The 26346-nt window shown below is 44.9% G+C and carries 20 protein-coding genes; 5 read left to right on the top strand and 15 right to left on the bottom strand.

The genetic code is table 11. From position 1 onward, the window contains the following. Positions 1–25: 25 nt before the first annotated feature. The 3 genes from K0O23_RS09400 to K0O23_RS09390 all read right to left on the bottom strand — a co-directional run bounded on the left by K0O23_RS09400 (position 26) and on the right by K0O23_RS09390 (position 2655). Entirely contained in the window at positions 26–556 is a 531-nt protein-coding gene (locus K0O23_RS09400; protein WP_219877167.1) for a GNAT family N-acetyltransferase, read from the bottom strand. Positions 557–745: 189 nt separating this feature from the next. After that, positions 746–1351: a hypothetical protein gene (locus K0O23_RS09395; protein ID WP_219877166.1), complete on the bottom strand. Its 606-nt coding sequence runs from the start codon at positions 1349–1351 to the stop codon at positions 746–748. Between the two features lie 320 nt (positions 1352–1671). Then, positions 1672–2655 carry an N-acetylmuramoyl-L-alanine amidase family protein gene (locus K0O23_RS09390; RefSeq protein WP_317195667.1) on the bottom strand — a complete coding sequence of 328 codons (984 nt, stop codon included), beginning with the start codon at positions 2653–2655 and terminating at the stop codon, positions 1672–1674. A gap of 329 nt (positions 2656–2984) precedes the next feature. Between K0O23_RS09390 and K0O23_RS09385 the strand changes: the two genes are divergently transcribed. After that, positions 2985–3377, top strand: coding sequence for a hypothetical protein (locus K0O23_RS09385; protein ID WP_219877165.1), 393 nt, complete (start codon positions 2985–2987; stop codon positions 3375–3377). Positions 3378–3524: 147 nt separating this feature from the next. Here K0O23_RS09385 and K0O23_RS09380 read toward each other — a convergent pair whose 3' ends face one another. The 6 genes from K0O23_RS09380 to K0O23_RS09355 form a co-directional block, all read right to left on the bottom strand. After that, positions 3525–6422: a PD-(D/E)XK nuclease family protein gene (locus tag K0O23_RS09380; protein WP_219877164.1), complete on the bottom strand. Its 2898-nt coding sequence runs from the start codon at positions 6420–6422 to the stop codon at positions 3525–3527. A 145-nt stretch (positions 6423–6567) separates the two neighbouring features. Then, the gene (locus K0O23_RS09375) at positions 6568–7029 is read right to left on the bottom strand and encodes a hypothetical protein (protein ID WP_219877163.1); all 462 of its coding nucleotides are present in this window, start codon (positions 7027–7029) and stop codon (positions 6568–6570) included. Positions 7030–7158: 129 nt separating this feature from the next. Beyond that, positions 7159–7593, bottom strand: a complete 435-nt coding sequence (locus tag K0O23_RS09370) for a VOC family protein (protein WP_219877162.1) — start codon at positions 7591–7593, stop codon at positions 7159–7161. Positions 7594–7794: 201 nt separating this feature from the next. Further along, the gene (locus K0O23_RS09365; RefSeq protein WP_219877161.1) at positions 7795–10038 is read right to left on the bottom strand and encodes an ATP-binding protein; all 2244 of its coding nucleotides are present in this window, start codon (positions 10036–10038) and stop codon (positions 7795–7797) included. 153 nt (positions 10039–10191) lie between these two features. After that, entirely contained in the window at positions 10192–13593 is a 3402-nt protein-coding gene (locus K0O23_RS09360) for a UvrD-helicase domain-containing protein (protein ID WP_219877160.1), read from the bottom strand. Positions 13594–14229: 636 nt separating this feature from the next. Further along, positions 14230–14769, bottom strand: a complete 540-nt coding sequence (locus tag K0O23_RS09355) for a hypothetical protein (protein WP_219877159.1) — start codon at positions 14767–14769, stop codon at positions 14230–14232. 637 nt (positions 14770–15406) lie between these two features. Between K0O23_RS09355 and K0O23_RS09350 the strand changes: the two genes are divergently transcribed. Continuing rightward, on the top strand, positions 15407–17275 hold the full coding sequence (locus K0O23_RS09350) for a DEAD/DEAH box helicase (RefSeq protein ID WP_219877158.1): 1869 nt from the start codon (positions 15407–15409) through the stop codon (positions 17273–17275). A gap of 649 nt (positions 17276–17924) precedes the next feature. Here the strand turns inward: K0O23_RS09350 and K0O23_RS09345 are convergent. The 3 genes from K0O23_RS09345 to K0O23_RS09335 all read right to left on the bottom strand — a co-directional run bounded on the left by K0O23_RS09345 (position 17925) and on the right by K0O23_RS09335 (position 20689). Beyond that, positions 17925–18377 (bottom strand): ferritin-like domain-containing protein, encoded by a 453-nt coding sequence (locus tag K0O23_RS09345; protein WP_219877157.1) that lies wholly within the window; start codon positions 18375–18377, stop codon positions 17925–17927. 81 nt (positions 18378–18458) lie between these two features. After that, complete coding sequence (locus K0O23_RS09340; protein WP_219877156.1) at positions 18459–19697, bottom strand: BaiN/RdsA family NAD(P)/FAD-dependent oxidoreductase; 1239 nt, start codon at positions 19695–19697, stop codon at positions 18459–18461. Positions 19698–19828: 131 nt separating this feature from the next. Then, complete coding sequence (locus K0O23_RS09335) at positions 19829–20689, bottom strand: SDR family oxidoreductase (protein WP_246597015.1); 861 nt, start codon at positions 20687–20689, stop codon at positions 19829–19831. 42 nt (positions 20690–20731) lie between these two features. On the opposite strand from K0O23_RS09335, the gene K0O23_RS09330 reads away from it, so the two are divergent. Further along, positions 20732–22186, top strand: coding sequence for a phytoene desaturase family protein (locus K0O23_RS09330; RefSeq protein WP_219877155.1), 1455 nt, complete (start codon positions 20732–20734; stop codon positions 22184–22186). A 162-nt stretch (positions 22187–22348) separates the two neighbouring features. Next, positions 22349–23236 carry a DNA/RNA non-specific endonuclease gene (locus K0O23_RS09325; protein ID WP_219877154.1) on the top strand — a complete coding sequence of 296 codons (888 nt, stop codon included), beginning with the start codon at positions 22349–22351 and terminating at the stop codon, positions 23234–23236. A gap of 55 nt (positions 23237–23291) precedes the next feature. Here K0O23_RS09325 and K0O23_RS09320 read toward each other — a convergent pair whose 3' ends face one another. Beyond that, a complete protein-coding gene (locus K0O23_RS09320) occupies positions 23292–23693 on the bottom strand; it encodes a nuclease A inhibitor family protein (protein ID WP_219877153.1) in 402 nt (133 codons plus the stop codon). A gap of 125 nt (positions 23694–23818) precedes the next feature. Here K0O23_RS09320 and K0O23_RS09315 point away from each other — a divergent pair, with 125 nt between their 5' ends. Beyond that, positions 23819–24694, top strand: coding sequence for an SDR family oxidoreductase (locus K0O23_RS09315; RefSeq protein WP_219877152.1), 876 nt, complete (start codon positions 23819–23821; stop codon positions 24692–24694). A gap of 74 nt (positions 24695–24768) precedes the next feature. On the opposite strand, the gene K0O23_RS09310 is transcribed toward K0O23_RS09315, so the two are convergent. Both K0O23_RS09310 and K0O23_RS09305 read right to left on the bottom strand, forming a co-directional pair. Then, on the bottom strand, positions 24769–25401 hold the full coding sequence (locus K0O23_RS09310) for a hypothetical protein (RefSeq protein WP_219877151.1): 633 nt from the start codon (positions 25399–25401) through the stop codon (positions 24769–24771). A gap of 112 nt (positions 25402–25513) precedes the next feature. Next, positions 25514–26326 carry a class I SAM-dependent methyltransferase gene (locus K0O23_RS09305; RefSeq protein ID WP_246597014.1) on the bottom strand — a complete coding sequence of 271 codons (813 nt, stop codon included), beginning with the start codon at positions 26324–26326 and terminating at the stop codon, positions 25514–25516. Positions 26327–26346: the final 20 nt, after the last annotated feature.

Raw genomic sequence — 26346 nt, 5'->3', positions numbered from 1 at the left:
TAACCTTTAGTGAACTCAAAAGTGATCATTTAGGTAGTTTTATGCGCCAATAATAGAATTTAGCATTTTCGCGGCTAAGTATAAACCCATTTTTCTGCAACACCCGGATAGAAGGCACATTTTTTTTTGAAGTTTCCGCCAACACTATTTTAATGCGAGGTTGCTCCTGTGCCCACTGCAGAAAACCAGCCACTACTTTTGTCATCCAGCCTTTGCCTTCGTGGTTGGGATAAACACCATAGCCTATCTCTACTTCACCCTCAGCGTCCGGTCCTTTCTTGATCAGGAAATCGGCAACTACACGGTTCTTGGTTTTAGAGATGGCCAGCCATCGTGTGCAGTATACTTCGTTTTCGGGGGAGCATTCCTGCAGCCTCGGCAAAATGTAGTTGGTGTTCAGGTCCTGTAGCTGTTTTGGGTTAAAAAGTATGCTATCCCGTACGCCCAGTTCTGCGGTGATCTTTTCAGGATTTTCGTTGAAATTCTCTATTTGCTCTTTTGTGAGCGGAACAAGTATAAGTTCAGCTGTCTCAAAAGTAGTTTGAGTGGTTTCCATAGTAGTATGTGGTGAGGTCTGAAACAATAGTTTAAAGTTACCTATTGCATACTAAAAATGTAAACGACAGCCAGGATTAAGTTCAATGTTATTATGCAGGGCCTTGGTAAAAGAAGATAGTGAAGCGATTACATAAGAAAAAAGCTACTATACAGCATAGCAGCCCTTTCTTATACTCATTTATATATTCTATCTACCTCGTGATGGGAGATATATCTGTAAGCCAAGCGCAAGATTAAGGCCGGAAGAACCGCTACCTACCGAAATGTCGGCACTGGTTCGGGTGTATCCTAATATACCTTCTAAAGCCACATTTTGTGCCACAAAGTGGGCATATCCTGCTCTCAGGCCCAACACAGTTGAAAATACAGAATCACCTTCGCTGTCTTCTTCTGAGCTACCAGCTATACCAGCTACTGCTTCGCCAAACCAACGGTGTGTAGGTGCAGCACCCTCTGGAAAGTAATAGCGAACAAACGGGGTTAAACCATAGCGGAAAGTTTCACCGCCATCGTACACGTCTAAACCTAACTGTACTTCTGTACCTATCGCTGCATTATCGCTTATAAAATAACCTGCTCTTGGATTTATGTTTAAAGTAAAGAAGTCTGACTTAAAGTTCATACCGATATTGGCAATATTGGCACCAATAATCCAGTTGCCTTCCCGTACCGCTTCAGAAGAAACCGGAGCTGTAGTCTGTGGCCTTCGTTCCCTTATTTCATCAGTTATCTGGGCAAAGGCAGTATAACCTGTAATTGATAATAAAATCAAGAGTATAAGTAGTCGTTTCATTGTCTGTAGGTTTAGGGTTAGTTGATATATTTTGTATGTCATTGATTATCTGTTAATTATTTAACGTTTAAAAGCCTTCATAGTTACTTTAAATGAATAAATGAACATGCTTTAATTAATTTTTAATAGTATAAACTAGTATTAGAAAATACTAAACAGTGGTACTGGCTATAAATAATAAGAGGTGCTTAAGCAGGCATGAGGCCTGCAACAAGTGGTGGGTTACCTTCGTGAGGAACTCAGTTAGAAACTGGTTATATCAATTTTGGAAAAAGGCAAGTATCTGGCCCGAAAAGGAGCAACGCAAAAGTGCTCAGTTACTATTTTGTCTTATAATCAGCAATAATGCCTTCTGTAATCCAGTTTGCTAAGGCCTGCCGGTTGTTGGGTATAACAAAACGGCGCTGATCCAGGTTATTGCGGATATTACCCAGTTCTATAAATACAGTAGGCGGGTGGCTATATTTTACCACGTAGAGGCTGCTGCGGTGAGACACGGTACCTGAGTAGCTGCGCTCTGGCTGATGGCGGTTATACTTGTTATTAAAGGTTTCGTGTATGGTTTCGGCCAGTTTTTTGCCATCAGCGCTGTTCTCGTGATGGTAAAAGAACACATCGATGTTCTTGCGCTCGCTGCGGCTGTCTATATGCAGTGTTAGCATGCGCTGGTAAGCACCTTTATGTTTAGCGTAAAGCGAATTGATGGAGTTTACACGCTGCCGCAGGCGCTGTACCTGACTTCTGGAAATAGGCTGTCCGTTATAGTTTACTTCGTCACGGTCCATCTTCAGGATATTATCATCCCGGATGCCGTCTTTTTTATCCTGAATGATCATGTAAACAACTGCTCCGTGCTCCATCAGGCGGCGAGCCAAACGTATGGTTACATCATAGGCATATTCGTCTTCTGCCAAGTCGTATGGGCCGTACTTGCCTACAGCGCCGGGGTCTGGGCCGCCATGTCCGCTAACAAGATAATACACAGCACCCTTTAGTTTTTGGTCCAGTATCTCTACGCGTTCATACTTTTCACCAAATAGGGGCACGTGGCGTACTTTGGATGATGCCTCTATCAGTTTAGAAGAGGAAACTGAAGTAGTAGAGGCAGCAATATCAGATTTACCGGGTAATATATAGGTTCTGCCTGCGTACAGGCTGTTGTTTTCTCCTAAGTTGTCCTTGTTTAAATCAATAAAGTCTGAAAGTTTTGATGAAGAAATGCCGTGCCGCCTCAGCAATGTATAAATGCCATCACCTTGCTGGGCCACCACGCGCAGCATAGTGGTTTGGGCAAATGCCTGCACCGTAAAGAGTATGCATAATAAGGGTAAAACAAGTATGCGCAAAACGATATTTTTTTGAGATAACGAACTTGGGTAAAGCGATATTACTAAAAATGAAGGACGGATGAAAGTAAAAACGGCGACTTAACTTCTTTATTACCATTATTCACTATAAAAGGACAATCATCTGCACTCGAACCATGCAGACCAAACCTTATTGTATGTAGTTTGATTTTATCCTGAGGCAGCTTTTAAGAGTTACTTTGATCAAACCAGTTGCTTTAACAAATGTGTTTTGAAGACGTATTTTAAATTAATACTAAGCCAATGAAAACAAACAACTTAACTTTATGAACAATTTCGTTTTACTATATCATTTTGAAGATCAGCAACACGTTCAGCAATTTGAGCAGGCAATAAAAAAGCAGTTTGACAAACATAAAATGGAGCAGGACGGCCCATTTAAATACTTTGCTTTTGCTGATGTATCAGAACCTGGTGCAGTTGATAAACTGAATACCGTTCTTACCTCTATGGGAATGGGCAGGGAAGGGTATTTCGGAAAGGTAGACTATGTGGCGCTTTACTTCTCAAGAGAAAAAGACCCCGATAATATAAAGCGACAGTTGCTTATTGGCACAGATGACATGGTAGACAAAGGAGCACAAAGTATGGCAACTGATGCGCACCGCAATGCTATACAAAACCTATTGGCTTACGATTTCAGAAAGGTGAAGCGGTAATCCAACATAAGGGCAAGAACAAAAAGAAGCTTCAAATATATTTTGGGTAAGCTTCTTCTTTTGTGTAGCCTTATCTTGTACTGTAGCTCTGTTACACGCTATAACAGAAGTCTATGAAATCAATTCTAATCTCCCTAATCACTGGTCTTAGCGCGCACAAATTCCCCGGTAGGCGCACCACTGGCACACATCAAGATCCTGCGTCTTTTTTATGGGTTCTGCAGGGTCAAGCATGCTGTTAACGAAGTCGGATAGTAGTTGCTCAGAGGCTGGAATAAAGTCTTTTCCGGTTGCCTCCATAAAATTAAACTCCGAAGACAGCACTCCCGGGTCCAGGTTACGGAACGAGATGATGCCTGATTTTGGATCTATATTTAGCGGAGAAACATGCTGTGCGTTGTGCAGAATTTTCTCTGGTTCGCGTTGCAGGGTGCGGTGCAAAATGTATTCGTACAACCACAACTGGCGGGCTTTTCCATACTTGGCATCTGTTAAAAAGTGCAGTCCTACATCTTCGGGTTTAATGCGGAGCTGGTTCTGCTCTACCTTACCTGTTTTATAGTCAATTACGCGCAACTCATGGCCGGTTAGGTCTATCCTGTCGGCTTTGCCAGCTATGCGTACCTGCAGCGTTTCGCCGTTTACCTGCACTGGGAGTATGGCATCTAACGTATCTTCGAGGCGCAATACATACAGCGGCAGTTCATCTGAGGCTTTTAGCTTTTGCAGGTATTTCTCCAGCACCTCTATGGCTACTTTGTAGAGCAGGTAGTTCATGCCGCGCTCTGGCTTTGCACCTTGGGTTACTTTACTAAACTCTGCTTTGGTTTTGGCGGGTAAGGCCTGCAGCATCTGTTCAACATGTTCAGCTTGTATAGGCTCACCGCTTTGCACATGGGGTTTAAAGAAATCTTCCAGCACCTGGTGCACAATAGTACCAAACTGATCAGCACCTAACTGCTCTTCTACCTCGTCTATCTCCTGCATTTTAGCGATTCGGGCAAAGTAGTATTGCAGCGAACAGTTTATGTACATGTTCATGTGCGAAGGGTAGAGGCCACGCTCCAGCTCTTTCTTAAGTTGGGCAATGGTTTCCGGGGATTTCTCTATCAGGATATCCTCTTCATACTTGCGTGTCTGTTCCTGCTCCACTGCGGCTGTCATGTCGCGGAAGGTGATGCGCGGGTTGCGCAGCGCCAGGTCGTTTTGCAGTTGAAGTATAAAGCGGCTCTTCTCGCCAGAACCATACGTATCAGATGGCAATACATACAGCAGGTTTACCCGCTTAGCACGCTGCAGCAGGCGGTAAAAGTTATACGCCATCGAGCCTTCGTTCTCGGCGTAAGTTGGCAAACCAAACTGGCGCAGCACATCATAAGGCATCAGCGACTCGTGGCGCTTTGGTGCCGGCAATACGTTCTCGTTTACCGAAAGTATAATCAGGTTCTCAAAGTCCAGTGCACGGGTTTCGAGCATACCCATTATCTGCACTTCGGATATAGGCTCGCCGCTAAAGGGCAGCCTGGTTTGCCCGATCAGTTCGTATAAAAACTTCTTGAAGCTGCGCACCGATATTTTTTGCTCGCGGCAGTCAAAAATGGTGTCGAGGCGTTTTACTAAAGTATAAAATATGTACAGGTACTCTGTTTCGATGGTGTTGCGGCCATGGCTGTATACTTCGCGCAGCAGTTCAATAAGCAGGTACATCGACTCGATGATGTCATCGCAATCGCGCCAGCTCTTGAACAAAATCTCGAAAAGCGGGTGGTGGTTACTTAGCTCAAGCAATTCCTCTGCCCGTATCAGCACTTTATTCTCCTGTACCATCTTCTCCAGCACCTGCTGTATCATGCCATGATACTTTGCCTGCCCCGGATCATCATTCAAGTATAACTCATACCTCCGGATAAATGGGTGCGTGAGCAGTTTAGTAACCGACAGATGGTGGTACTGGTGCACTTTGTAGCCGGAATCATGCAGTTGCGTTACCCCGGTCAAGTGCACCTCAAAGAGCAGGTCTACCAGGTTAAACAGAGGGGTGCCCTTAAAGCTCAGACCCATGGTTACGTTATAAGTTGGAATCTCGTCGGGAATGGAGTGCAGCACCGGCAAAAGCAGGGTTTCGTCGGGTAGTACAATAGCTACCTGTGCGTGCTTGTCTTTTTCGCGTATTTCCTGCAACAGCTGGCCTGCCAGTTTGCCTTGCATGCTGGCATTGGCTACGCCAATTACGTTTATCTCCTTTTCATCCGTCAGCAACAGGTTTTGCTGCCAGTGCCATTCCGGTAGTTTCCAGGTGCTTTTATACTTTCGCAAAAAGCTGCCGGCGCGGTTTGGCGTGTTCTCGTCCATGTAAAAATCATCGCTGTCGAACAGTACCTCTGCCTTGTCGTGCTTCAGTAGTGTTTTGATGATCTTTTCTTCGGATGCGGTCAGGCTGTTAAGGCCGATAAAAATAAACTGCAGGCACTCACCTGATTTGGCTATACTTTCTATGTCGCGGGCTACTTTGCGGAAAGCCATTCCTGTGTAAGCCTGCTTATTCTGGAACAGTCGCTGCTGCAGGTTGTGATATGTTTTCTCGATGTTGTCCCAAAGGCTGAAGTATTTCTTTAAAGTAGGAGAGATATCTTTGCCCAGAAACTTTGGGTCCCAACGCTCCAATGCCTTTGCTTCGCTCAGGTAATCAAACAGTTTTCCGGTGTCAACTAAATTCTGGTCTATGCGGCTGAAGTCGTCCAGTAAAGTACCGGCCCAGGTTACAAACTGATCAAAATCGAGGTTCGGGTCCTGCTCGCGCATCAGGTCGTACAGCTCCAGCTGCAGGTTGATCGGCTCCACCACATCCGTTTTGGCCAGCTTCCGAATAAAGTCCTCCATGGAGTATACTTCCGGCGACCAGATAGGCTCCGGTGCAGCCTGTGCCAAAGCAGTTTTAAAGAAAAAACTCGCACGCCTGGATGGTAGCACAATGCACAGGTCGCTGATGTTCTCTTTGTACTTTTCGTAAATGTATTTGGCCGTTAGCTCCAGGAAGGTTTGCACTTGGGTAATTTAGTTTTGAGTGAGTGATCAGGATTAATGGATGGACTGGATTACCTATAAATGTCTAATAATTTCTTGTAGGTATATCTTAAAACAGGAGTGTTTACAAGCCAACTGATGTACCTTTTTATCTATAAATTTTATTCTACCACTTACTTCCTTGCAAGTTAACAAGGAAGTAAATTAAGAGCATAATTACATAAGTAATTCCATTAACTTTAACTGTTAAGCGAATGATTTTCGGCCAACTATATTTCTCACGTATGGCAACAAAAAAGAAAGGCAGCTCAACTAAAATTGTAGCGAGGAAAGCCATAAACATGCCGAAGAAGAATCCTTGCATCTGATATTCTCCATAGTTTGTATTGTTACTCCAAAAGTCAGAATTGCCAACCCAATCTGCCGTAAATGGGGCGACAAAGAAGAGTCCAGCAACCATTGAGATATAATTAGCCAGAATTATAAGCCAAGTTCTGTTAGCAGTTTCAAACTTTATTAAAAGTCCACTTTCAACAAGCCCTATAACAGCATTCATGAACAGTAAGTGATAAAACCCCAACATCATCATAGAAGAGCCGGCGTTTAATAAAACCAGATATAAATCCATTGTTAAGAAAAAGTAGGTTTAACTTTCTCGCAGGTACAAAGATGCTTTAATAAAGAATTCTCACTGTATGATTTTAGAATTTAAGTGTAGTTCATCCTGTCCATCCTTTAATCCTGTAAATCCTGATCCTTAATGTATCGACGGCATCTTCGTATTCCCATGATCATCCATTGGCAGGAACGGGTTATAGGCGATTTCCCACAGGTTATCATCCGGATCGGAGATGTAGCCGCTGTAGCCGCCCCAGAATACTTTCTCAGGACGCTTAACCACTCGGGCGCCTTTTTCCTCCAGCTGCGCCACTAATTCGTTTACTTCCTGCTCCGATCGCACATTATGTGCCAGCGAGTAACGTCTAAAACCGCTGCCTTCCGGATCAACGCCTGCATCGTCTGCCAGCGACTCCTGCGGGAAAAGGGCCAGCTGTATACCGTTCAGTTGAAAGAAAACTATTCCTTCTGTGCTGCTTTCTGTTGGTGTCCAACCGAACACATTCAGGTAAAAGTCGCGTGAGCGCTGCAGGTTTTTTACACCGACAGTAATAAGTGTTAAACGTTGTTCCATGTGGCTTCCCTTTAATCAATTCCTAAAAACAGGATTTGAAAACTAATGTATTATAAAAGTTTATACTTTGATAGGAGCTGCTACCTCAGAATAGGATAGTATACTTTATGGCTAAGGTAAGCATAAAAGAGATGTTAAAACGGAAAATTATTTGCTTAAAAAAAGCCTGTAATAAACCAGCCTTCAGCGCAAAGTATAAGCTCATGTGATGGCAACGCTGGCCGGAAAGCTGATGGTAAAAGTAGTGCCTTTATTTACCGTGCTCTCTACCCCAATTTTACCGCCTATCAGGTCTGCCTGCGTTTTGGTTAAGTATAAGCCAATGCCTTTAGAGTCTTTGTTGCGGTGAAAGGTATTGTACAGCCCAAACATTTTAGACTGCACTTTGTCCAGGTCTATGCCTAAGCCATTGTCGGAAACTGTAAGATAGACCTGATCTTCAGCGACCCAGGATCTTACCATAATTTCAGGTTGCCTGTTTTCAGCGCTATACTTTAAGGCATTAGACAGCAGGTTGTGCAGTATACTTTGGAGGTATACTTTGGGTACATGAAGTACAGGAACTTTCAGGTCGGTATGAATCTGTGCGTTTGTTGTCTGGATGGTTGCCTGCAGGTTCTGCTTTTCTTTCTGTATCAGTTCAGCAATAGGTACAGCCTCTTTTGCCAACTCCTGCTTTACAGCAGAGCGAAGCACCAGATTGAGGTCGTCTATGGTGGCAGACATGTTGTCAATCATTTTGCTCATGCGGTCCATAACTTCTACACCTGTTTCAGGACTGGGCTCTGCTTTGTAAAGGTCGTATAAACCCCGGATGTTGCTCATCGGAGAGCGCAGGTTATGTGCAATGATCTGAGCGAAGTCTTCCAGTTTTCTGTTCTTGAGTTGCAGTTCCTCCGCCGATGCGTTTAGTTCTTCATTCAACTCTTTCAATAGCATGGCCTGTTTTTGCATCAGCAGGGCAATAATGTCTTTTTGTAAAATCTGTGCAATAGTTATATCGCTCAAAGACCAGGGCAATGATTTGCCGCGCACTATATCTTCCCAGTGACTAAACGACTCGCGGGGATGTATGTAAGTGTTACCAGCTATTACAGGTTTTTCGGGGTTGCCGGCCCAGATCCTGGTTTCGTAGATTTCTGGCTTAAAGAAAAGTATAAACTCCTTATTATACTTTGAGATTTCGATGGCCAGAACACCACTGGCAACGCTGCGGTAGTTTACGGCATCGGGCAAATACCTGGAAAGCTCTCGGGTAGATGTAACCTGGTTTATTTCTCTTTCAGACAGCCATTCCAGTATTTCCATTAGCTCGCTTGGCTCAGGAGTTTTGCCGATCGTAGTCAGGCTACCGTTTAGGTACATGGCAGCACCGTGCCCCTCGGTAAGGTGCAGCAGGTTTATGGTTTCGTTAAACAGCCCCTGCCTGAAATCGCCGGCAGCTTTTGTCTGTTCTATTAGTCTTACTTCTGCAGCCTTGTACTTTGCTATCACCTGCTGGTCTGTTTTTTCCTGGTTGGCAAGTACTGTGTTGGCAAATGTAATGGCCGTAACCAGGCAAGTCTGGCGCTTCCAGAAGTTAATGAACCTGGCTGTTTGATGCTGGCACGCAATAATGCCCCAGAGTTTACCTTGCACAATAACAGAAACGGAGAGCGTGGCACCTACATCCATGTTCCTGAGGTACTCCAGGTGTATTTCGGATGGATTCCTTAACTCTGACTGAATGATGTTGGTAGGTGCATTTGTGGCAGGATCAAAGTATGGAACAATGTCTACGGCGGTAGCATGCACATCCGGTATCTGTCGAACGCATTTCTTAAGGAGCAGTTCCCGGGCCTGGGCCGGTATATCGGTGGCCGGAAAATGGTGGTGCAGATAAGAGTGTACGCCAGGTTTTACCCTTTCAGCGATTACTTCGCCATGCCAGTCTTGGTCAAAAACGTAAAGCATTACCCGGTCGTAATCAAGCAGGCGCTGCACGTAATTAACCAGGGCAAAGGTCTGTTCCATAAAAGAAGGTAATGCATTTAACTCCGTTTGGAACTGCGAAAAACTGAGGGCGTTCTCGAGCCTGTTTTCAGTTGCAGAAACCGCTAAGGGTTCGCACTCCAGCACCAGTTTATTTTCGCTAAAATGTATAAACCCGAAAAAACTTCTTTGCTGCAGTGTAACTGCTTGTGGGTTCAAAGGGTTTTCGATGTACACCTGATTAACAAGTGTAGCATATTCTGCATCAGAAATAATATGAGCAAGTGTTTTACCTAACAGGTTAGCCGGTGTAGTATCCAGAAAGTCGCCAATATTTTCGCTTACCTGCACTACCTCCAATGTGCTTCTATCCAAAATCAGCATAAACCCGTGAGGCTGAATTCTTCCGATGATATGTATGGGTTCTTTATCGCAGTTGGAAAGATCAACCTTCAGGTTTTTGTAATTTTGCATAATGCTTTGCTAAGCAGTTACCTTTATTTGTTAAAGTATTTAATACCCGGGAAGGACAATTTAAACTGCCTGTTCAGGTAAGTTTTAATTTGAACGCCTTTTGAGTATCATTAGCTAATAAGACTTATACTTTTATCTGCGTTGCTTTAACGTTTACAAAGCGAGGCCAAGTTGCGCAGCCGGTTTTTCTCCATATGCCCATGTTAGTACCTGCTGTGTATCAAAATAATAGAGTACGCATTTAACTTTTTTATAGCCCAGTTGCCTGAACCGCACAGCATAATGATCCAGCTTGTTTCGGTGTTCCGGCTCTGGCGGAGGCGTTTTAAACTCTATCAGCACCACAGCATCTCCCTCAAATACAATGCGGTCTGGTTTAAACAGGTAAGCCCTGGCGTCCAGCACTTCCTTCTCATGCTCCACCACTACATCCTTTGTAAAGTACCTGGCTAAGTCTTTATGGTTAAGCACTTCCGACAGCTTATTACGCAGTTCAGGCTTTTCCCGTTCGCTTATAATGCCTTCGTACACCATTTGCCGAAGTACTTTTTCCAGTTCAGAGGCAAAGGCAATACGTGCAAGGGCAAAGTGCAGCTTGCGGTTTTGCTGCCGTTGTTTTGTCTGCGTTTCAAAGTCGAACACGTTGTTGGCGTGCTGTTTAATTTTGAGGCGCTGCTCCCAGTCTGTTGCCACCAAATGCTCCAACGTATAGGTATGGCTGATATCCAATTTGTTATGCCGCACCTGTGGGTTGCCTTTTGCCAACTGGTAACAATGCCTGCCAAACTCCCACATACTTTTGTGCACTAGATAACGATACAGCAAATGGCTCACGTTTTTTGCCTGCCCGTCCAGTTTCGGTGCTTTGCGTTCTTCCAGCAGGTCTTTGGCGTTGCCTACTAAGTATAACCTGTCAATGGGGCGGGTAAGGGCAACATACAGCATGTTCAGGTTTTCGATAAAGGTTTTCTCTATTTCGGTGGAGTACTGATCTGTAAGTATGGTGTTCTCCAGTTTAGAGCTTATGTTTACTGCCACGCTGCGCAGCTTGCCTGTTACGCTTATTTCTTCCGGCAAATGGCTCCACATCAGCGAACCACGTTTTGGCTCTGTGCTCCAGTCGGCAAAAGGTATGATCACGATAGGGTAGGCAAGCCCTTTGGACTTGTGAATGCTGGTGATGGTAATGGCGTTGCGGTCTTTGGGTGTGTTTATACTTAGCTTGTCCTTTTGCACATCCCAGTAGGCCAAAAAGTTGTTCAGGTTATTGCTATGCTTCAGGCTATACTCCAGCACCAGGTCAAGGAATCGGAAAAGATACTCACTCTCATTGTTCTTGCCCAACAAATTAAAGACGCGGATAAGCTTTTCGGTTAATTCGTAGATAGACAGGTTTCCGGTTTCACGTTCCTGTACATCAAAGCCAAACACGCGCAGCTGATCGAAGAAAGACTGATTCTCTTTTTCGTTGGCAATGTCGGCAATGGTTTTGGTCATCTCCACATCCGGTATCACACCCAGCGCCACTTTACAAACCAGGTATAAAGCTTCAGACTTTGCCAGCGAGTCATTGGGCCGGTTAAACACCCGGAACATGGCCACGATGAGGTTAATTACCTCGGCAAACTGAAGCGAGAGCGAGTCCTGTGAGATGATGTCATACTTACGCTCTTTAAGGAAATTAGCGATGAGCTTGCTCTTGACGTTGGTGCGGCAAAGTATGGCCATGTCTTTTAGCTCATAGCCTTCTGCCATCGCTTCGGTAACCAACTGCAGCACCATATTCAGTGTGCTCTCGTCGTAGGTAAGGGCTTTCTCGTGTGCATAGCCCTCATACAGCTCGTCGGTGCGGTGGCAGTTGTTCAGGTCATACTTGTAGTTCAGGTCGTCGTCGTGGGTAAAAAGTACCTGTATCTGACCGCCGTTGTTCTGGCTACCTTCCGGTACCTGTTGCTTAAAGTCTTCGTCGTAGATAGACGTGAACATGCCAAAATCCTTGTGCCCTTCGCTGATGAATGAAAACAACTCATTGTTAAAGTCGATGATCTCGGAGCGGCTGCGGTAGTTGGTTTTAAGGTTTGCCGGCTCAAGTGCCTGGTCTACTGATTCGTAACGTTCTTTAATTAACGGACCATGGCGGCGGTTTTCATACAGCTGCTTGGTGCTTTGCTTGTACAGGTGCAGAATCTGCTCCATTTCGCCGCCACGCCATCGGTAAATCGCCTGTTTCGCATCGCCTACCACCATACTGAAATGTCCGGAGGCAAGGGCATTATCTACTAGCGGCAACAAGTTATTCCATTGCAGCACCGAGGTATCTTGAAACTCATCGATCAGGATGTGGTTATACTTTTCGCCGAGTCGCTCATAGATAAAGGGCACCGGCTCCTGCAGTACAATATCGATAATACGCTTGTTGAACTCCGAAATATGTACAGTGTTGCGATCCAGCTTTATCTCCTGCAGGCACTTCTCCAGCTCGTTCAGTACCGATACTTTGTACAGGTGCGGTACGATCTGTTGGATCAACGTATAAGTGCCGGCATAATGCTCTTTTATACTTTCGATATGGTAGTACAGGTCGGTGAGCGGCTGCTTTATACTATCGATCTGGCTTTTGGTATAAGCGCTTGCCTTGCCGGCGTACCATTTGTCGTCTTCTATGCTTTGGCGGGCGTAGTTGTTGCCGTAGTTCAGGTCGATATCCTTCTGTGAGAATTTGTTAAAGTAGCTCCATATTCCACGGTTGCCCTGGTAGAAATCGGCAGGGGAGAGGTCGGCGTTTTCGATTAGCTTTAGTCCCTGCATGCCAGCTTCCTGCACTACATCTTCAATCTTTTGCTTTGCCTCAAACAACTGCTCACGCACCAGCTTAAAATCCTCCAGGCTCAGTTGCTGAATGTCGGTAATGGCTTCGTACACTTGCTCGTTAAGCAGGTTTCGGGCAAAGTCCATCAGGTCGTCGGCCAGTAAAGTCCAGCTTTTACCTTCGCGGGCTTTCTCCAATACATACTGCTCCAGCGTTTGCGACAGCATATCGTCCTTGGCATCACTTACCTTATCCAGCAGCAGCGAAACAGCAGTGCTCAGCAGAGAATTAGAGTCCAGGTCTACTTCAAAATTATGCGGGATGTTCAGTTCTCGGGTAAAGGCCTGCACGATCTTGTTCACAAAGCTGTCGATGGTGCTGACGCTGAAGTCGGAGTAGTTATATAGTATCTGGCGGAACAGATTGGCTGCACGTCGGCGCACCTCTTCTACGTCCAGGTTTTCTTCAAGGTATTCCTGCTGTAAATCCGCTGTTATACTTTGCAGCAGGTGCTCACTCTTGGCTTTTTCCTTTTCTGATATGCTGTTATCGTTAAAATTGCGCAAGGCACCAAGTATACGCTCCTTCATCTCAGCGGCGGCATCGTTGGTGAATGTAATGGCAAGTATAGAGCGGTAATAGTCCGGGTCTGAAGTATGGAGAGCCAGTTTCAGGTATTCCTTGGTAAGATGGTAGGTTTTACCGGAGCCGGCAGAGGAGGAGTATATCTTGAATACAGAAGGCATATGCAGGTGTTTATACCTTAAAGATACAGTTTAGTAGCTGCTTTGCACAAGTTATACTTTGAAAGATTTTGTGAGAGATAATTATGTTGGTCCGTATTGACTTTTTAAATAGATGTGTTTTTATTATTATCAGACTGTTGCTTTTAGCAGTTTTTCGCCTCGCCGGCTGGGCCCTACTTTTTGTCTTGACACAAAAAGTAGGCAAAAAAGTCAAGACGCTCCAAACTCGCTGAACGCTCGAACAGTGGACCGTCATTTATGCACCTGGCAAAGGCCGTCGTTTTATAGCATTAAAAGATATTTATACTATATCACATTTGCAAAAACCGCTAGCAAAGAAGTGTCCATCCCAGTCTTTGCGTTGAGCGCCTTCTAGGTTTCCGGTGATGAGCGTGAGCGAGGCATTGCGACGAAGGAGCAAAGGAAAGATAGACAGCGCGATGCGAAAAGACGAGGCCTTGCGGCCTTGAGCACACCAAAGCCAAAGGTGAAACAATAGACAAGTAAGACTGAGGAATAAAGTTAAATAGAAAGAATAGCAGGAAGTAAAACCACTTCAAAAGCCTGGGAAATAAACCAGCAAGCCCTTCCTGTGCAGGGAAGGGCTTGCTGGTTTTATAGTTAATGAGTAGCTATCTATGCAAATGCAGGCTCAGCTACTTTAACTTCCTGCTTCTGCTGCGATGCAAAATCGTTAACGCACACATGGTACATGATACGCGCCATTGATACAGAGTAGTCTGTGATAATACAGTGCTGTTGCTCCGGGCTAAGTAGCGCCTTGCTGCTGCCCAGATTAAATTTGCTTAGCTCCATTACTTCGTCAAAATTCTGGCGAAGCATTTTTAAAGCTTTAAAAGAAGGCTCGTTATAGTATACTGGTATTACCTGGCACACGGCGTAGCTGCCTTTCGCTCTCTCTTCTTTCACCATCTGGCACAACGACTCAATGTTCATCTTGTCGAGGTCTGATATGATCACAAAAAACACTTTCTTCTGCTGAGAATTTGCTGAGCGGGCAGGCATGCTGCCTAGCAGCATGTTGCGGGTTATTTTAGTGCCTTGCTGAAAGCACTCATCCTTGAGGATCTTGTTGTGAATTTTAAATGCTAATGCACCGGAGGCTATTAGGTTAAAATCTTTGCCTTGAGTTGAAATTTTGGAAAAGTGTAACATAAAAAAATGAGACTAAAGGGTTTAAGGTTTATTTAACTAGCTTTTCAGGCTTGGGGCCTGCTTCTCATTAGCTTAGGTAAATAAGACTTGTCACACGGATATTTTAAGGTTAGTAGTAGTGGCGGGAGTAGTGGTTAGACTATTTGGGCATAAGGGTATAGCATTAGTTGGGTTCAGGTTCTGTTTTGTGTATCTACGGTGCAATTCAAATTAGTATACATCCGAAAACACTATATATGGTAAACGCACTGTTTCTAAGGGTGAATTGTTGAATATAACGTGTGAACTATATTTAAGTTACCTATTCTAATAATTTATTTAATTATTTTCATAAAAATAAAAAATTAATATTAGTTAAATCAAAATATCTTAATTTATAAGTAAACGTACCTATTCTTGAGGTGAGGGTAGTATTATGTTATGCCGATATACTGTTTTCAAATAAAATAGTTTAGTATAATAAATATTCGTACCTTTGCGCCCGATTTGGATACGGTCTGATTACTGTATAACTGGAACACCATCTGTTGGCAAAACCTAGTTGTTTTTAGTTTTTCGTGTCGCTCTCTACGTAGAGATAGGTTGATAAGCAGACTGCCTCCAGATGTGTCATAACAAAAAAGTTAGTAGTAATTAGATGAACAAAATCAGATTTGATGAGCTTCCGCTATCGCCGGAAGTTCAGCGAGCAATCGCAGACATGGGTTTCGAAGAAGCCTCTCCCATCCAGACAGCAGCAATCCCGGTTGTATTAGAAGGAAAAGACATTATCGGCCAGGCCCAGACAGGTACTGGTAAAACAGCTGCCTTTGGTATTCCTACCATTGAAAGCATCGATACAAATAACAGAAGCGTGCAAGCGCTTATACTTTGCCCAACGCGTGAGTTGGCTATCCAGGTATCCGGAGAAATCCAGAAGCTGGCAAAGTATAAAACTGGTATCAGCGTGGTGCCTATTTATGGTGGCCAGAGCTACGACCGTCAGCTGCGTGCTCTTAAGCAGGGTGTGCAGATCGTGATCGGTACGCCAGGCCGAGTGATGGACCACATTAACCGTGGTACACTGGTACTAGACAACGTAAGAAAGATCATACTTGACGAAGCGGACGAAATGCTTGACATGGGCTTCCGTGAAGATATCGAGTATGTATTGGAGCGTATCCCGGAAGATCGTCAGACAATCTTCTTCTCAGCTACTATGTCAAAGCCGATCATGGAGATGACCAAGCGTTATCAGACAGATCCGGTATTGGTAAAAGTAGTACACCAGGAGCTTACTGTTAGCAACATTGATCAGTTCTACTTCGAGGTTAGAAATAACATGAAGCAGGAAGTGCTTTCGCGCTTACTGGACATGTATAACCTTAAATCGGCCATCATCTTCTGTAATACCAAGCGTATGGTGGATGATTTGGTTTCGGGTTTGCAGGCACGCGGTTATTTTGCCGATGCACTCCACGGTGACCTAAACCAGAACCAGCGCTCTAACGTGATGGGCAAATTCCGTAACGGTACGCTGGAGATACTGGTGGCTACTGACGTAGCGGCTCGTGGTCTTGACGTTGAAAACGTAGAGGCTGTATTTAACTATGACCTTCCGCAGGACGAAGAATCTTATGTACACCGTATTGGCCGTACAGGCCGTGCCGGTAAGTCTGGTAAGGCTTTCTCTTTTGTAGGTGGCCGTACAGACGGGTACAAGCTGAAAGACATCATGCGCTATACAAAGGCGAAGATCGTTTTACAGCAGGTTCCATCTATGGAAGATGTAAATGAGATTCGCACTAATATTTTCTTCGACAAAGTGAAGGAAGTATTGGAGAAAGGCCACCTGGCAAAGCACATTGCGCGTATTGAGCGTTTTGTGAACGAGACAGAGGGTTATACTACACTTGATGTGGCTGCAGCGCTTCTCAAAATGAGCCTGAAAGAGCAGAAAGTTAAGGAAAAAGGCGCTGAGGCTGAGAAAAGCCTTTCTGCTACCAAAGAAGGTATGGACCGTCTGTTTATTACCATTGGTAAGAAAGACAGAGTTCACCCACGTGATTTGATCGACTTGTTAGCACAGAACTCAAGCATTCCGGAAGGACGTGTTGGAGACATCGACCTGTATGACAAGTTTAGCTTTGTAGAGGTACCAACAGAGTATACTGCGGAGATCGTAGCAAGCGTAAACCGCATTGAGTACGAAGGCCGCTCTATTGTTGTAGAGAAATCGCAGAAGAAAGGCTCTGGGCCTAAAGAAGGCGGCGGAGAAGACTTCGGATTTGAAGGACGCTCAGGCGGCGGCGAAAGACGCAGAAGCGGTGGCGGTGGCGGCTCTTTCAGAGACCGTGATCGTGGCGGCTACGGCAGAGGCGATCGCGGTGGAGACAGAGGCTTTGGCGGCGATCGTGGCGGTGACAGAGGCGGTGATCGCGGTGGTTTCGGAAGAGGCGATCGTGGTGGCGACAGAGGCGGAGAAAGAGGAGGCGACCGCGGTGGCTTCAGAAAGAGAAGATTCTAATTTGCTTCTAAAATTGTAACCTTGCCTTTAATCAGGCGTAAATAATATCATACAAGCTTTGAGTGTAAAAGCTCATAAAATTGTTAGAAAAGGCTGACTTGAAACGTCAGCCTTTTTGTTTTATACTGTTTTACAGGTCTTTATAAAATAGTTGAAATTATTTTCAATGTTTCGTAACTAACCGCTACACGGGGCGTAAAAGGAGTATCATAAAAAGGTTGGAAGATTAAGCTGACTGTTTACGCAGTTAGATATAACAAGAGTGAGATCAGACGGATTTCACTCTTGTTGCATTTTAGGGCTAGGGCAGTCCTTATTAATATAGGTGGTTAGTATATCTGGCGCAGGTATCCAACTCGTGCCTTTGAGTGTATTAGAGTCTCCATACTCGCGTATTTTATTGTTAGCATTAGGATGATATGCCAGACACTCGCATAACCTCTGGACACTGCGAGGTCTATGGAAGATCTTTTGCTGTTTGAGGCCTGGGATTTTGTAACAATAAAATGAATAGTTGGGTCCAGCTCTGAAGAAATCCCACCAATCAATCTAATCTCCATTAATTTGTGGTCCTAATCCCCTTAATCTCCGGTCCACAAAAAAAGGAGCCGAAGCTCCTTTCCTTAATTTATCATCAACCTATGTAATGTTAAGCGCTTTTAGCAGCATCGCGCAGTGAGCGGATGTGATCATGTGCGTTTTTCACGTCGTTATATTGCTGTTCTACAATTGCCTTAAGCTGTCCGGGCAAATCCTTTTTCAAAGCATCCTGGTAAGCGCTTACGGCATAATCCTCGCCACGCTCACATTCTTCAAGCACGCGCGCGCGGTCTTTAGACGTAATGGCAGATTTCAGGTCTATCCAGGCACGGTGAATGGTACCTTCGATAGAGCTCGACTCCGAATCGGTATGACCCATTTTATGCAGCTGGTCCTGCAACTCAGTTATCATGCTGTCGCGCTGCACCGCATACTTTTTAAAGAGGTCTTTCAGGTCTTTGTCTTCTACATCTTCAGAAGCAGTTTTATAGCCTTTTGCTCCGTCTTTGCAGCGTTCTATCAGGTGGTGTACTGTTGAAAATACTTCCTTATTACTTTCCATAGTTTTAAAATTTTGTCTTTTAATATGCAGATGTACTGATATAAGACAAAATTTGTTGCCTGCTAAGAATTTATATGCTGATTAAGAGACAGATGCAGCAATTGCCTGACCAGCCAGGTAGCCGGTGGTCCAGGCAGCCTGAAAATTGAAACCTCCCGTGATTCCATCTATATCCAGCACCTCGCCGGCGAAGTATAAACCTGGCTGCAGGCGGCTTTCCATGGTTTTCATATTCACCTGGCTCAGATCGATGCCGCCGCAGGTTACAAATTCCTCTTTAAAAGTAGTTTTGCCTTTAACGCTGAAAGGGGCACGATGAAGTGCTTCAATAAGCTTGTTTGTATTTTTGCCAGGTAACTCGGCCCATCGGGTATCTTCCGGAATTTCGGCAAGTATGGTTAAGGCTTTCCAGAGGCGCTGTGGCAAGTTAAATAAGGGATTGGTACTGACTACCTTTTTAGGGTGTGCCTGCCTGTACTGCTGCAGTTGTTCACGCAAAGTGTCTTCAGTGTATTCCGGTATCCAGTTAATCAGTGCCGTAAAAGTATAACCCAGATCATGAAACAGGCGTGCTCCCCAGGCCGAAAGCTTTAGTACGGCCGGGCCGCTATAACCCCAGTGGGTAATAAGCAAAGGACCTTCATACTCCAGTTTCTGTCCAGCGATACGAACTTTTGCTTTGGGAACTGATACGCCCATCAACTCTTTTAAGGCATTGTTGGGTACGTTAAATGTAAAAAGCGACGGAACAGGCTCCTGTATCGTATGGCCTAAGGCACGCAGCCAATCATAGCTCTGCGACTTTGGATTGCCCCCGGTGCTCACCAGTACTTTATCTGCGCTTATACTTTGGCCATAGCTCAGGGTAAGTATAAACCTAGGCTGGTCTCTATTTATACTTTGAGCCTCGATTTTTTCTACGCCTGTATTTGTTTTAATTGCAACACCCACACGCTTTGATTCCCGCATCAGGCAGTCGATAATTGTCTCGGAGTTGTCGGTAATGGGAAACATGCGTCCATCGGCTTCGGCTTTTAGCTTAACGCCGCGTTGCTCGAACCAGGCAATAGTTTCGGTGGCGCCAAAGGTCTTAAAGGCTTCTTTCAGCTGTTTAGCCCCGCGTGGGTAGTGTTGTGAAAACACTGTAGGCACAAAGCAGTTATGCGTAACATTGCAACGGCCACCACCAGACACGCGCACCTTCGAAAGTAGCTTGTTCGATTTTTCGAGTAAGGTTACCTGCGCTTTGGGGTTTGCCTCCGCACATGCTATTGCTCCAAAAAAGCCCGCCGCCCCGCCGCCTATTACAATTATGTTCATTGTTAAATTGTTAATTGGTGATTGTTGTTCTGGTTTAGCAGGAAAAGCAACGTTTAGTTTTTCTGAGCCAGGCATGATCATTAATCAGGTGATTTTTAACAATCAGCAACCAGCAATCAAACACAAATGTACTAAAAGAAAAACATAGGGTCGGGGTGGAGGAACACGTAGGCCAGGTCGTCCTTCATTTTTTGGCTTTTGATCAGCTTGAAGCGTGTTTCCTTCATGTCGTCGAACTCGGGTGGTGCTAAGCCCAGGTTTTCTGCTGCCTTCGGGAAAAAGTCTTTTCGGAGCGGGTGACTGTCGGCGCATGCATTGTATACCTGGCCCCATTTGTCCTGTTCTATAATGCGACTAAGTATAGCCACACAATCATCTAGGTGAATCATGTTCACAGGTGCATCGCCGTTAGGCAGGTGTTTTTTTCCAGCCAGGAAACGACCTGGATGCCTGTCGCCTCCCACCAGTCCGCCAAAGCGCACAATTGTCGTCACAAAGTCTTCACGTTCCTGAAAAAGCCGCTCTGCCTGCAGTAGCATGTTATCCGGCTCCAGTTCATCAGTAAAGCTGATATCCTCTTCGGTTACAATACGGTTAAGGTCTTGGTACACGGAGGTGGATGAGACGAAAAGTATACGGGTTATACTTGATTCAAGCAGTGCTTTTACCAACGTATGCATTTGTTGCAGGTAGCCTTTTCCGCCGTCAGATCGTAGTTTGGGCGGTATGTTTAGCACCAGCACATCAGCCTCCAGAAACTGATTTATACTATGTATTTGCTGGTTCTCCCCGCTGAGGTTTAACAGGTATGGTTCTATTCCTTTTTGTTGCAGCAACTCCAGTTTTTCCGGAGAAGTAGTAGATCCCTTTACAGTATAGCCCGATCTTACAAGCTGCTCTGCCAGGGGCAAGCCTAGCCAGCCACAACCTAACACACTGATTACCTGATTTTCTCCCATTTTATACTTTTGCTTTGCTTTAAACCCTAACAAATATAGCTGCTTCTGGTTTAGAGTAACAATTAAACGGCAACTATGGATTATGATGTTATACTTATAGGCTCAGGTTTTGGTGCGCTAACGGCGGCGGCTTTGCTAACGAAGCGCGGCCTAAAAGTATGCTTATTGGAGCAGGCAAAATACCCCGGTGGCTGTGCTACATCTTACAAGCGCAAAGGCTACTGGTTCGAGACTGGAGCTACTACACTGGTTGGCTTAGATGATCATATGCCCCTGCGCTATCTACTCAACGAACTTGAACTGAATATACCTGTGCGTAAGCTGGAGCCACCCATGCAGATACATTTGCCAAACAGACAAACTATTACCAGATACGGCAACCTGGAGGAGTGGATTGCGGAGGCGGAAGGTGTGTTTGGAAAGTATAAACAGCGGGAGTTTTGGGAGCATTGTTACCAAGTTAGCAGGCAAGTATGGCGAACCTCGCTAGAGCAGCGTAGTTTTCCGTTTTCAAATTTTAAAGACCTGCTACTTAGCATATACAGAATTCGTGCCGCTCAATTTAATTTATTACCGGCAGCTTTTAACACTATGCAGGATGTACTGGAAAAGTATGGTCTGCACCAGAACCAGTTGTTTGTGGATTTTGTGAACGAGCAATTGCTGATAACGGCACAGAACCATGCCGGCGAGGTAAATGAGTTGTTTGGTGCCACTGCACTTTGTTATACTTTGTACAGTAATTACTATGTTGATGGCGGCCTGATAAACCTGGTGAACCCAGTAGTAACCTATATCATCTCAAATGGGGGAGCTATAAAGTATGGACAGCAGGTTAAAATAGTGGAATCCCTCAGAAAAGGCTACAAAGTTACAACAGGCAAAGGAAGTTATTTTAGTAGGTTTGTCATTAGCGGAATTCCTTTAAACAATACACAGGAACTGTTCTCAGACAAAAGTATAAAAAAGAGATTACAGCCATATATAATGCCCTCGGAGAAACTAAACGGAGCATTTACGATGTCGATAGTGCTTAGTGGTGAGATTGCCCCAAGTGTGTTGTACCACCAGGTGCATGTTCCGGAAGGGCTTCCCGTGATAGGCAGTAAAAGCATTTTTATCAGTTTTAGCCATCCCAAAGATGGGTTACGCAGCAAAGCCGGAGAGTTGGTAGCCTCTGTTAGTACCCATGTAGCACACCCTGAGAAGCTGCAAATCACGGAAAAAGGGCAAATTGGAAATGCTATTCTGGAAGCCCTTGAGCTTGCCGGTATTTTAAAGCGTGAAAGTATAATTTACAACAAATCTGCCACACCTGGCGCTTGGATCTTTTGGACAAACCGGGCTTATGGGGCTGTAGGAGGTTATCCGCAGTATAAAAGTATAAAACCATGGCAGATGAAGGATGCCCGGCTAGACCATAAAGGTGCTTATGTTTGCGGTGATACTGTTTATCCCGGACAGGGCATTGTAGGAGTTTGCCTTAGCGGCATTATAGCGGCTGAAAAGCTATGGCAGGATCATTATTAAAATCTCCTTGAGCTCAGTGTTTAAACATTTAGAAAGATAGCTAAGCATCTTGAAATAGAGACAATTAAATAATAATATACTTCAGGTAAAATTTTACTTTGAAATAACAATCAATCCAAAAACATCCGACATATTTGAGTATCTAAAAAACACTATATGTCTATGCTAAAACACATCAAACAATTCATGTTTCTGTCTCTGGTGGGATGGATGCTGGTTTCCTGTTCGCAGGAGAATGTAACGCCTGGGGATGAGTCCCAGAAGATCGGTAAGATAAGCGAGGTTGCCAATGCGACAGCTACCAAGGATGGCAACAGGGCCATGGGTAACCCAAGTGGAGCGGGCACAAGCTACTCCAACTACCTCATCGATAAGGCACAGTATTCCATGTCGTATAACAGCTACCGAGGTACGCCAAACTGGGTAAGCTGGCACCTGAGCAGCGCATGGTTGGGCTCAACACCGCGCCAGGACGATTTCCGTGCAGACAACTCACTGCCAAGCAATTTTTATAGAGTGACACCTTCCGATTACACCGGCAGCGGTTTTGATCGTGGCCACAATTGCCCATCTGCGGATCGTACATTAACTGTAACCGACAATTCATCTACCTTCCTGATGTCTAACATGATACCGCAGGCGCCAACCAATAACCAGCAGACATGGGCCAACCTTGAAAACTACTGCCGTACGCTTATAAACCAGGGTAACGAGCTTTATGTGATTATGGGTAGCTATGGTACGGGTGGTACTGGATCTGCGGGTTACAAAACTACACTTGCCGGCGGTAAAGTAACAGTGCCTAACCGTATCTGGAAAGTTATAGTTGTGCTGCCTGTTGGCACAAGCGATGTTAGCCGAGTTACAAGTAGCACACGTGTTATTGCCATTGATACACCAAACTCAACCTCAATCAGCAGCAGCTGGGGAAGCTACCGTACTACTGTTGATGCTATTGAAGCTAGTACTGGCTATAACATTCTGTCAAATGTGTCATCAACGGTACAGAGTGTAATAGAGTCTAAAGTTGATACCGGACCAACTTCTTAATTTTTAAAGTTTAGCTAATGTAAAAGCGGACCGGCCTATAGCCGTGCCGCTTTTTTTATGTTTCTACCACAAGCGTTTTTAGGCCTGCATAATCTCCATTGTCAGTTTCACCTAAAATGTATACAGGCATGCTTATCTCGCTTATCTTATAGGCTTTTACATTTTTTAAATGCTCTTTTAGCTTTGCCTCCAGCTGTTTAAACCGTTCCGCGTTTTGTTTCTGAGTGGCATCTGCATCCGGATGCGGATTTTTCATGCGGTGCAGGAAATCCTCAACTGCCAGCACCTGTACTGCTGTGCCGGCTGGTTTTCCGTCCCACTCAACTACCAGTTCCGCTGTAAATGGCTCGTCTGGCTTTTCATGGAAATAAAATTCAAAAGCCTCGTCTGTTTCGCTGAGCATAAGTAGGCCATCGCTTGCTTTTAGTAACTCCTGTTTAAGTTGTTCTTTCTCCATAGTTTTAAAATCTAATGCTGTAAAGCAAATTCATTTTTTCGGGAAATTCTATCTATATGTTTATCTTTCGTAAAAGGGGTTCAAATAATTAGCTCCTGCAATAATAAGTATAAACAGACAACACTATGATAAAAGCTGAACCAATGCTGAAAGAAGGTGCGCTCAAAGGTAAAACCATTATCGTAACTGGTGGTGGTACGGGACTTGGCCGCTCTATGGTTAAATATTTTTTAGAACTGGGTGCCAATGCCGTTATCTGCAGCCGAAAAATAGATGTACTGGAGCAGGCTGCCCGTGAGCTGGAGGCTGAAACCGGCGGCAAGGTATTACCGGTTGCCTGCGATGTGCGCAAGTATAACGAGATTGAAGAGGTGCTGCAGAAAACGCTGGATACCTTTGGCCGTGTGGATGTGCTGGTGAACAACGCAGCCGGCAATTTTGTAAGCCCAACCGAACGCCTCAGCCACAAGGCTTTTGATGTTGTTACCGACATCGTACTAAAAGGCTCTTATAATTTTACACTAGCGGTTGGAAAGCATTGGATCGAGCAGAAGCAGGAGGGATGTATGCTGAACATTGTTACTACATATGCCTGGACCGGTTCTGGTTACGTGGTGCCATCGGCATGCGCTAAAGCTGGTGTGCTGGCACTTACCAGGTCACTGGCCTCTGAGTGGGCAAAGTATGGCATCCGATCCAACGCCATTGCTCCAGGCCCTTTCCCGACAGAAGGCGCCTGGACACGCCTGTTCCCGAAACAGCTTGCCGATAAACTGGATCCTGTAAAACGCATTCCTGTTGGCCGCTTTGGGGAGCACCAGGAACTTGCCAACCTGGCAGCCTATTTAGTATCCGATTTCGCAGCTTTTGTGAATGGTGAAGTGGTAACTATAGATGGTGGCGAGTGGCTATACGGAGCTGGCGAGTTCAATGCTTTTGACCAGATTCCGCAGGAGATGTGGGATGCCATGGAGAAGCAAATGCGCGGTAAAGGGCAGTAAACCTAAGAACTTTTGAAAACAGAAATGCCCCTACATTTTTTGTAGGGGCATTTCTGTTTATACTTTATTACGGTTTATTGGCTATTGGCAATCAGCATAAAAGCTAAGAGGTTTGCACCAAGGCCAATTCCCCAGTTTGTCCATACTTTAGCTGATTTCATTTTGCGGGCTTTCTTTTTGTAGCCGGCAGCATAATCAGGGTTTTGCAATAGCTGATAATTAGGAGCCTCCAGGTTTTGCATTTTAGGTGGCGATGTTGATGTGCCAATTGCAGGCACAAGCCCTACAAGCGGAGATAAAAGACTTGTGACCAGAACAACTGTACTTGCCGTTTTGTAGCCTTCATAAAACATTTCGGCATCGGTTTGCCCTCTGTTGTACTGCTGCAACGCGTTTTCTGATGTACCTACAGGCACCGAACCTGTATAGGAACCATTTCCTGCGGATGCTGTGACAGCACCTGACTCAGGTAGTTCAAATACCTCGTTTGTCTTGTTTTCATACTGAATCAGCATTACCTCAGCTTTCGGAAGCGAATAGATCGGGCCCTCCAGGTTGCTATAGCGTTTATACTTGATCTCAGTAAGTGATATTTCGAGTACTTTGGCCTCTACTTTTTCGCCGGTGCGTTTTGTAATAATATCCTGCGCCTGTAGTGAGGTAAGTGTGATGAGAAAAGTAACTAGTGAAAGTAAAGTTTGTTTCATGGGCTAAAAATTTGTTGTCTGTTTTAAACATCAAAAATAGCTGCCTGCCAATTAATTAACAACAGGCGGCATCAGTTTTTAAAGTTTGATAAACTACTTTGGCTTGCTCTGATCATACTTTGCCAATGCGCATAAACACCGGAAAAGTAACTTCTATACTTTTACCGTCCGGCCACTGCTCTAATAGTTGCGCTTTCAGGTCAGGAAGGGGTGAGGTGCCTTGCTGTTTGATATAATGCTGCACACTAGACCAGGAGCTCAAGTAACCCATAAACTGTTCTCTGGTCCAGGTGGCTTTTATCTCGAAACCGGGGCATGAAACTTCTTTATAAGGAAAAGGAATGGTATTGTAAGCAACATCCAGGTGGCGGCGTTCCGAATCCCAGTACGGGCCGGTGGTATGCTTATAGAAATACGTTATGATGGTGTCGATCTCATGGGAGATGCTTAGAAGTCCGTATCCCCAGATGGTAATAAAAGCACCGGGTTTTGCCACACGTTTTACCTCCTTGTGAAAAGCGTCGAAATCGAACCAGTGTACTGCCTGCGCCACCGTGATCAGGTTTATACTTTGGTCAGCTAAACCGGAGGCTTCTGCACCTGCTTTGGTATAGGTGATGTTAGGTTTGATGGTTGCTTTTTGCAGCTGTGCTTCGCTGATATCGGTGGCGTATACATGCTTATACTTTTCTGCCAGCACCGAGGCTACCTGTCCGTTTCCGGTACCGCAATCCCAGGCAGTTTGTATCACAACAGGTAAGGCAAACAGGAAATCGTAAAGTGCCTGCGGGTAATGCGGCCTGAAAGCAGCATAGGCAGCCGATTGCGCCGAGAAGTTGTCTTTGTGTTGGTAAGCCATACGGTATGGGTAAAGTATAATGTCATCTCGAACAACGTGAGAGATCTCTTTAGAATTAGTTCTCAAGGAATTTTGTAAAGATCTCT

It is taken from the genome of Pontibacter aydingkolensis, assembly GCF_019443125.1.
Lineage (GTDB): Bacteria > Bacteroidota > Bacteroidia > Cytophagales > Hymenobacteraceae > Pontibacter > Pontibacter aydingkolensis.
This window is presented reverse-complemented; position numbering and strand designations above follow the sequence as displayed.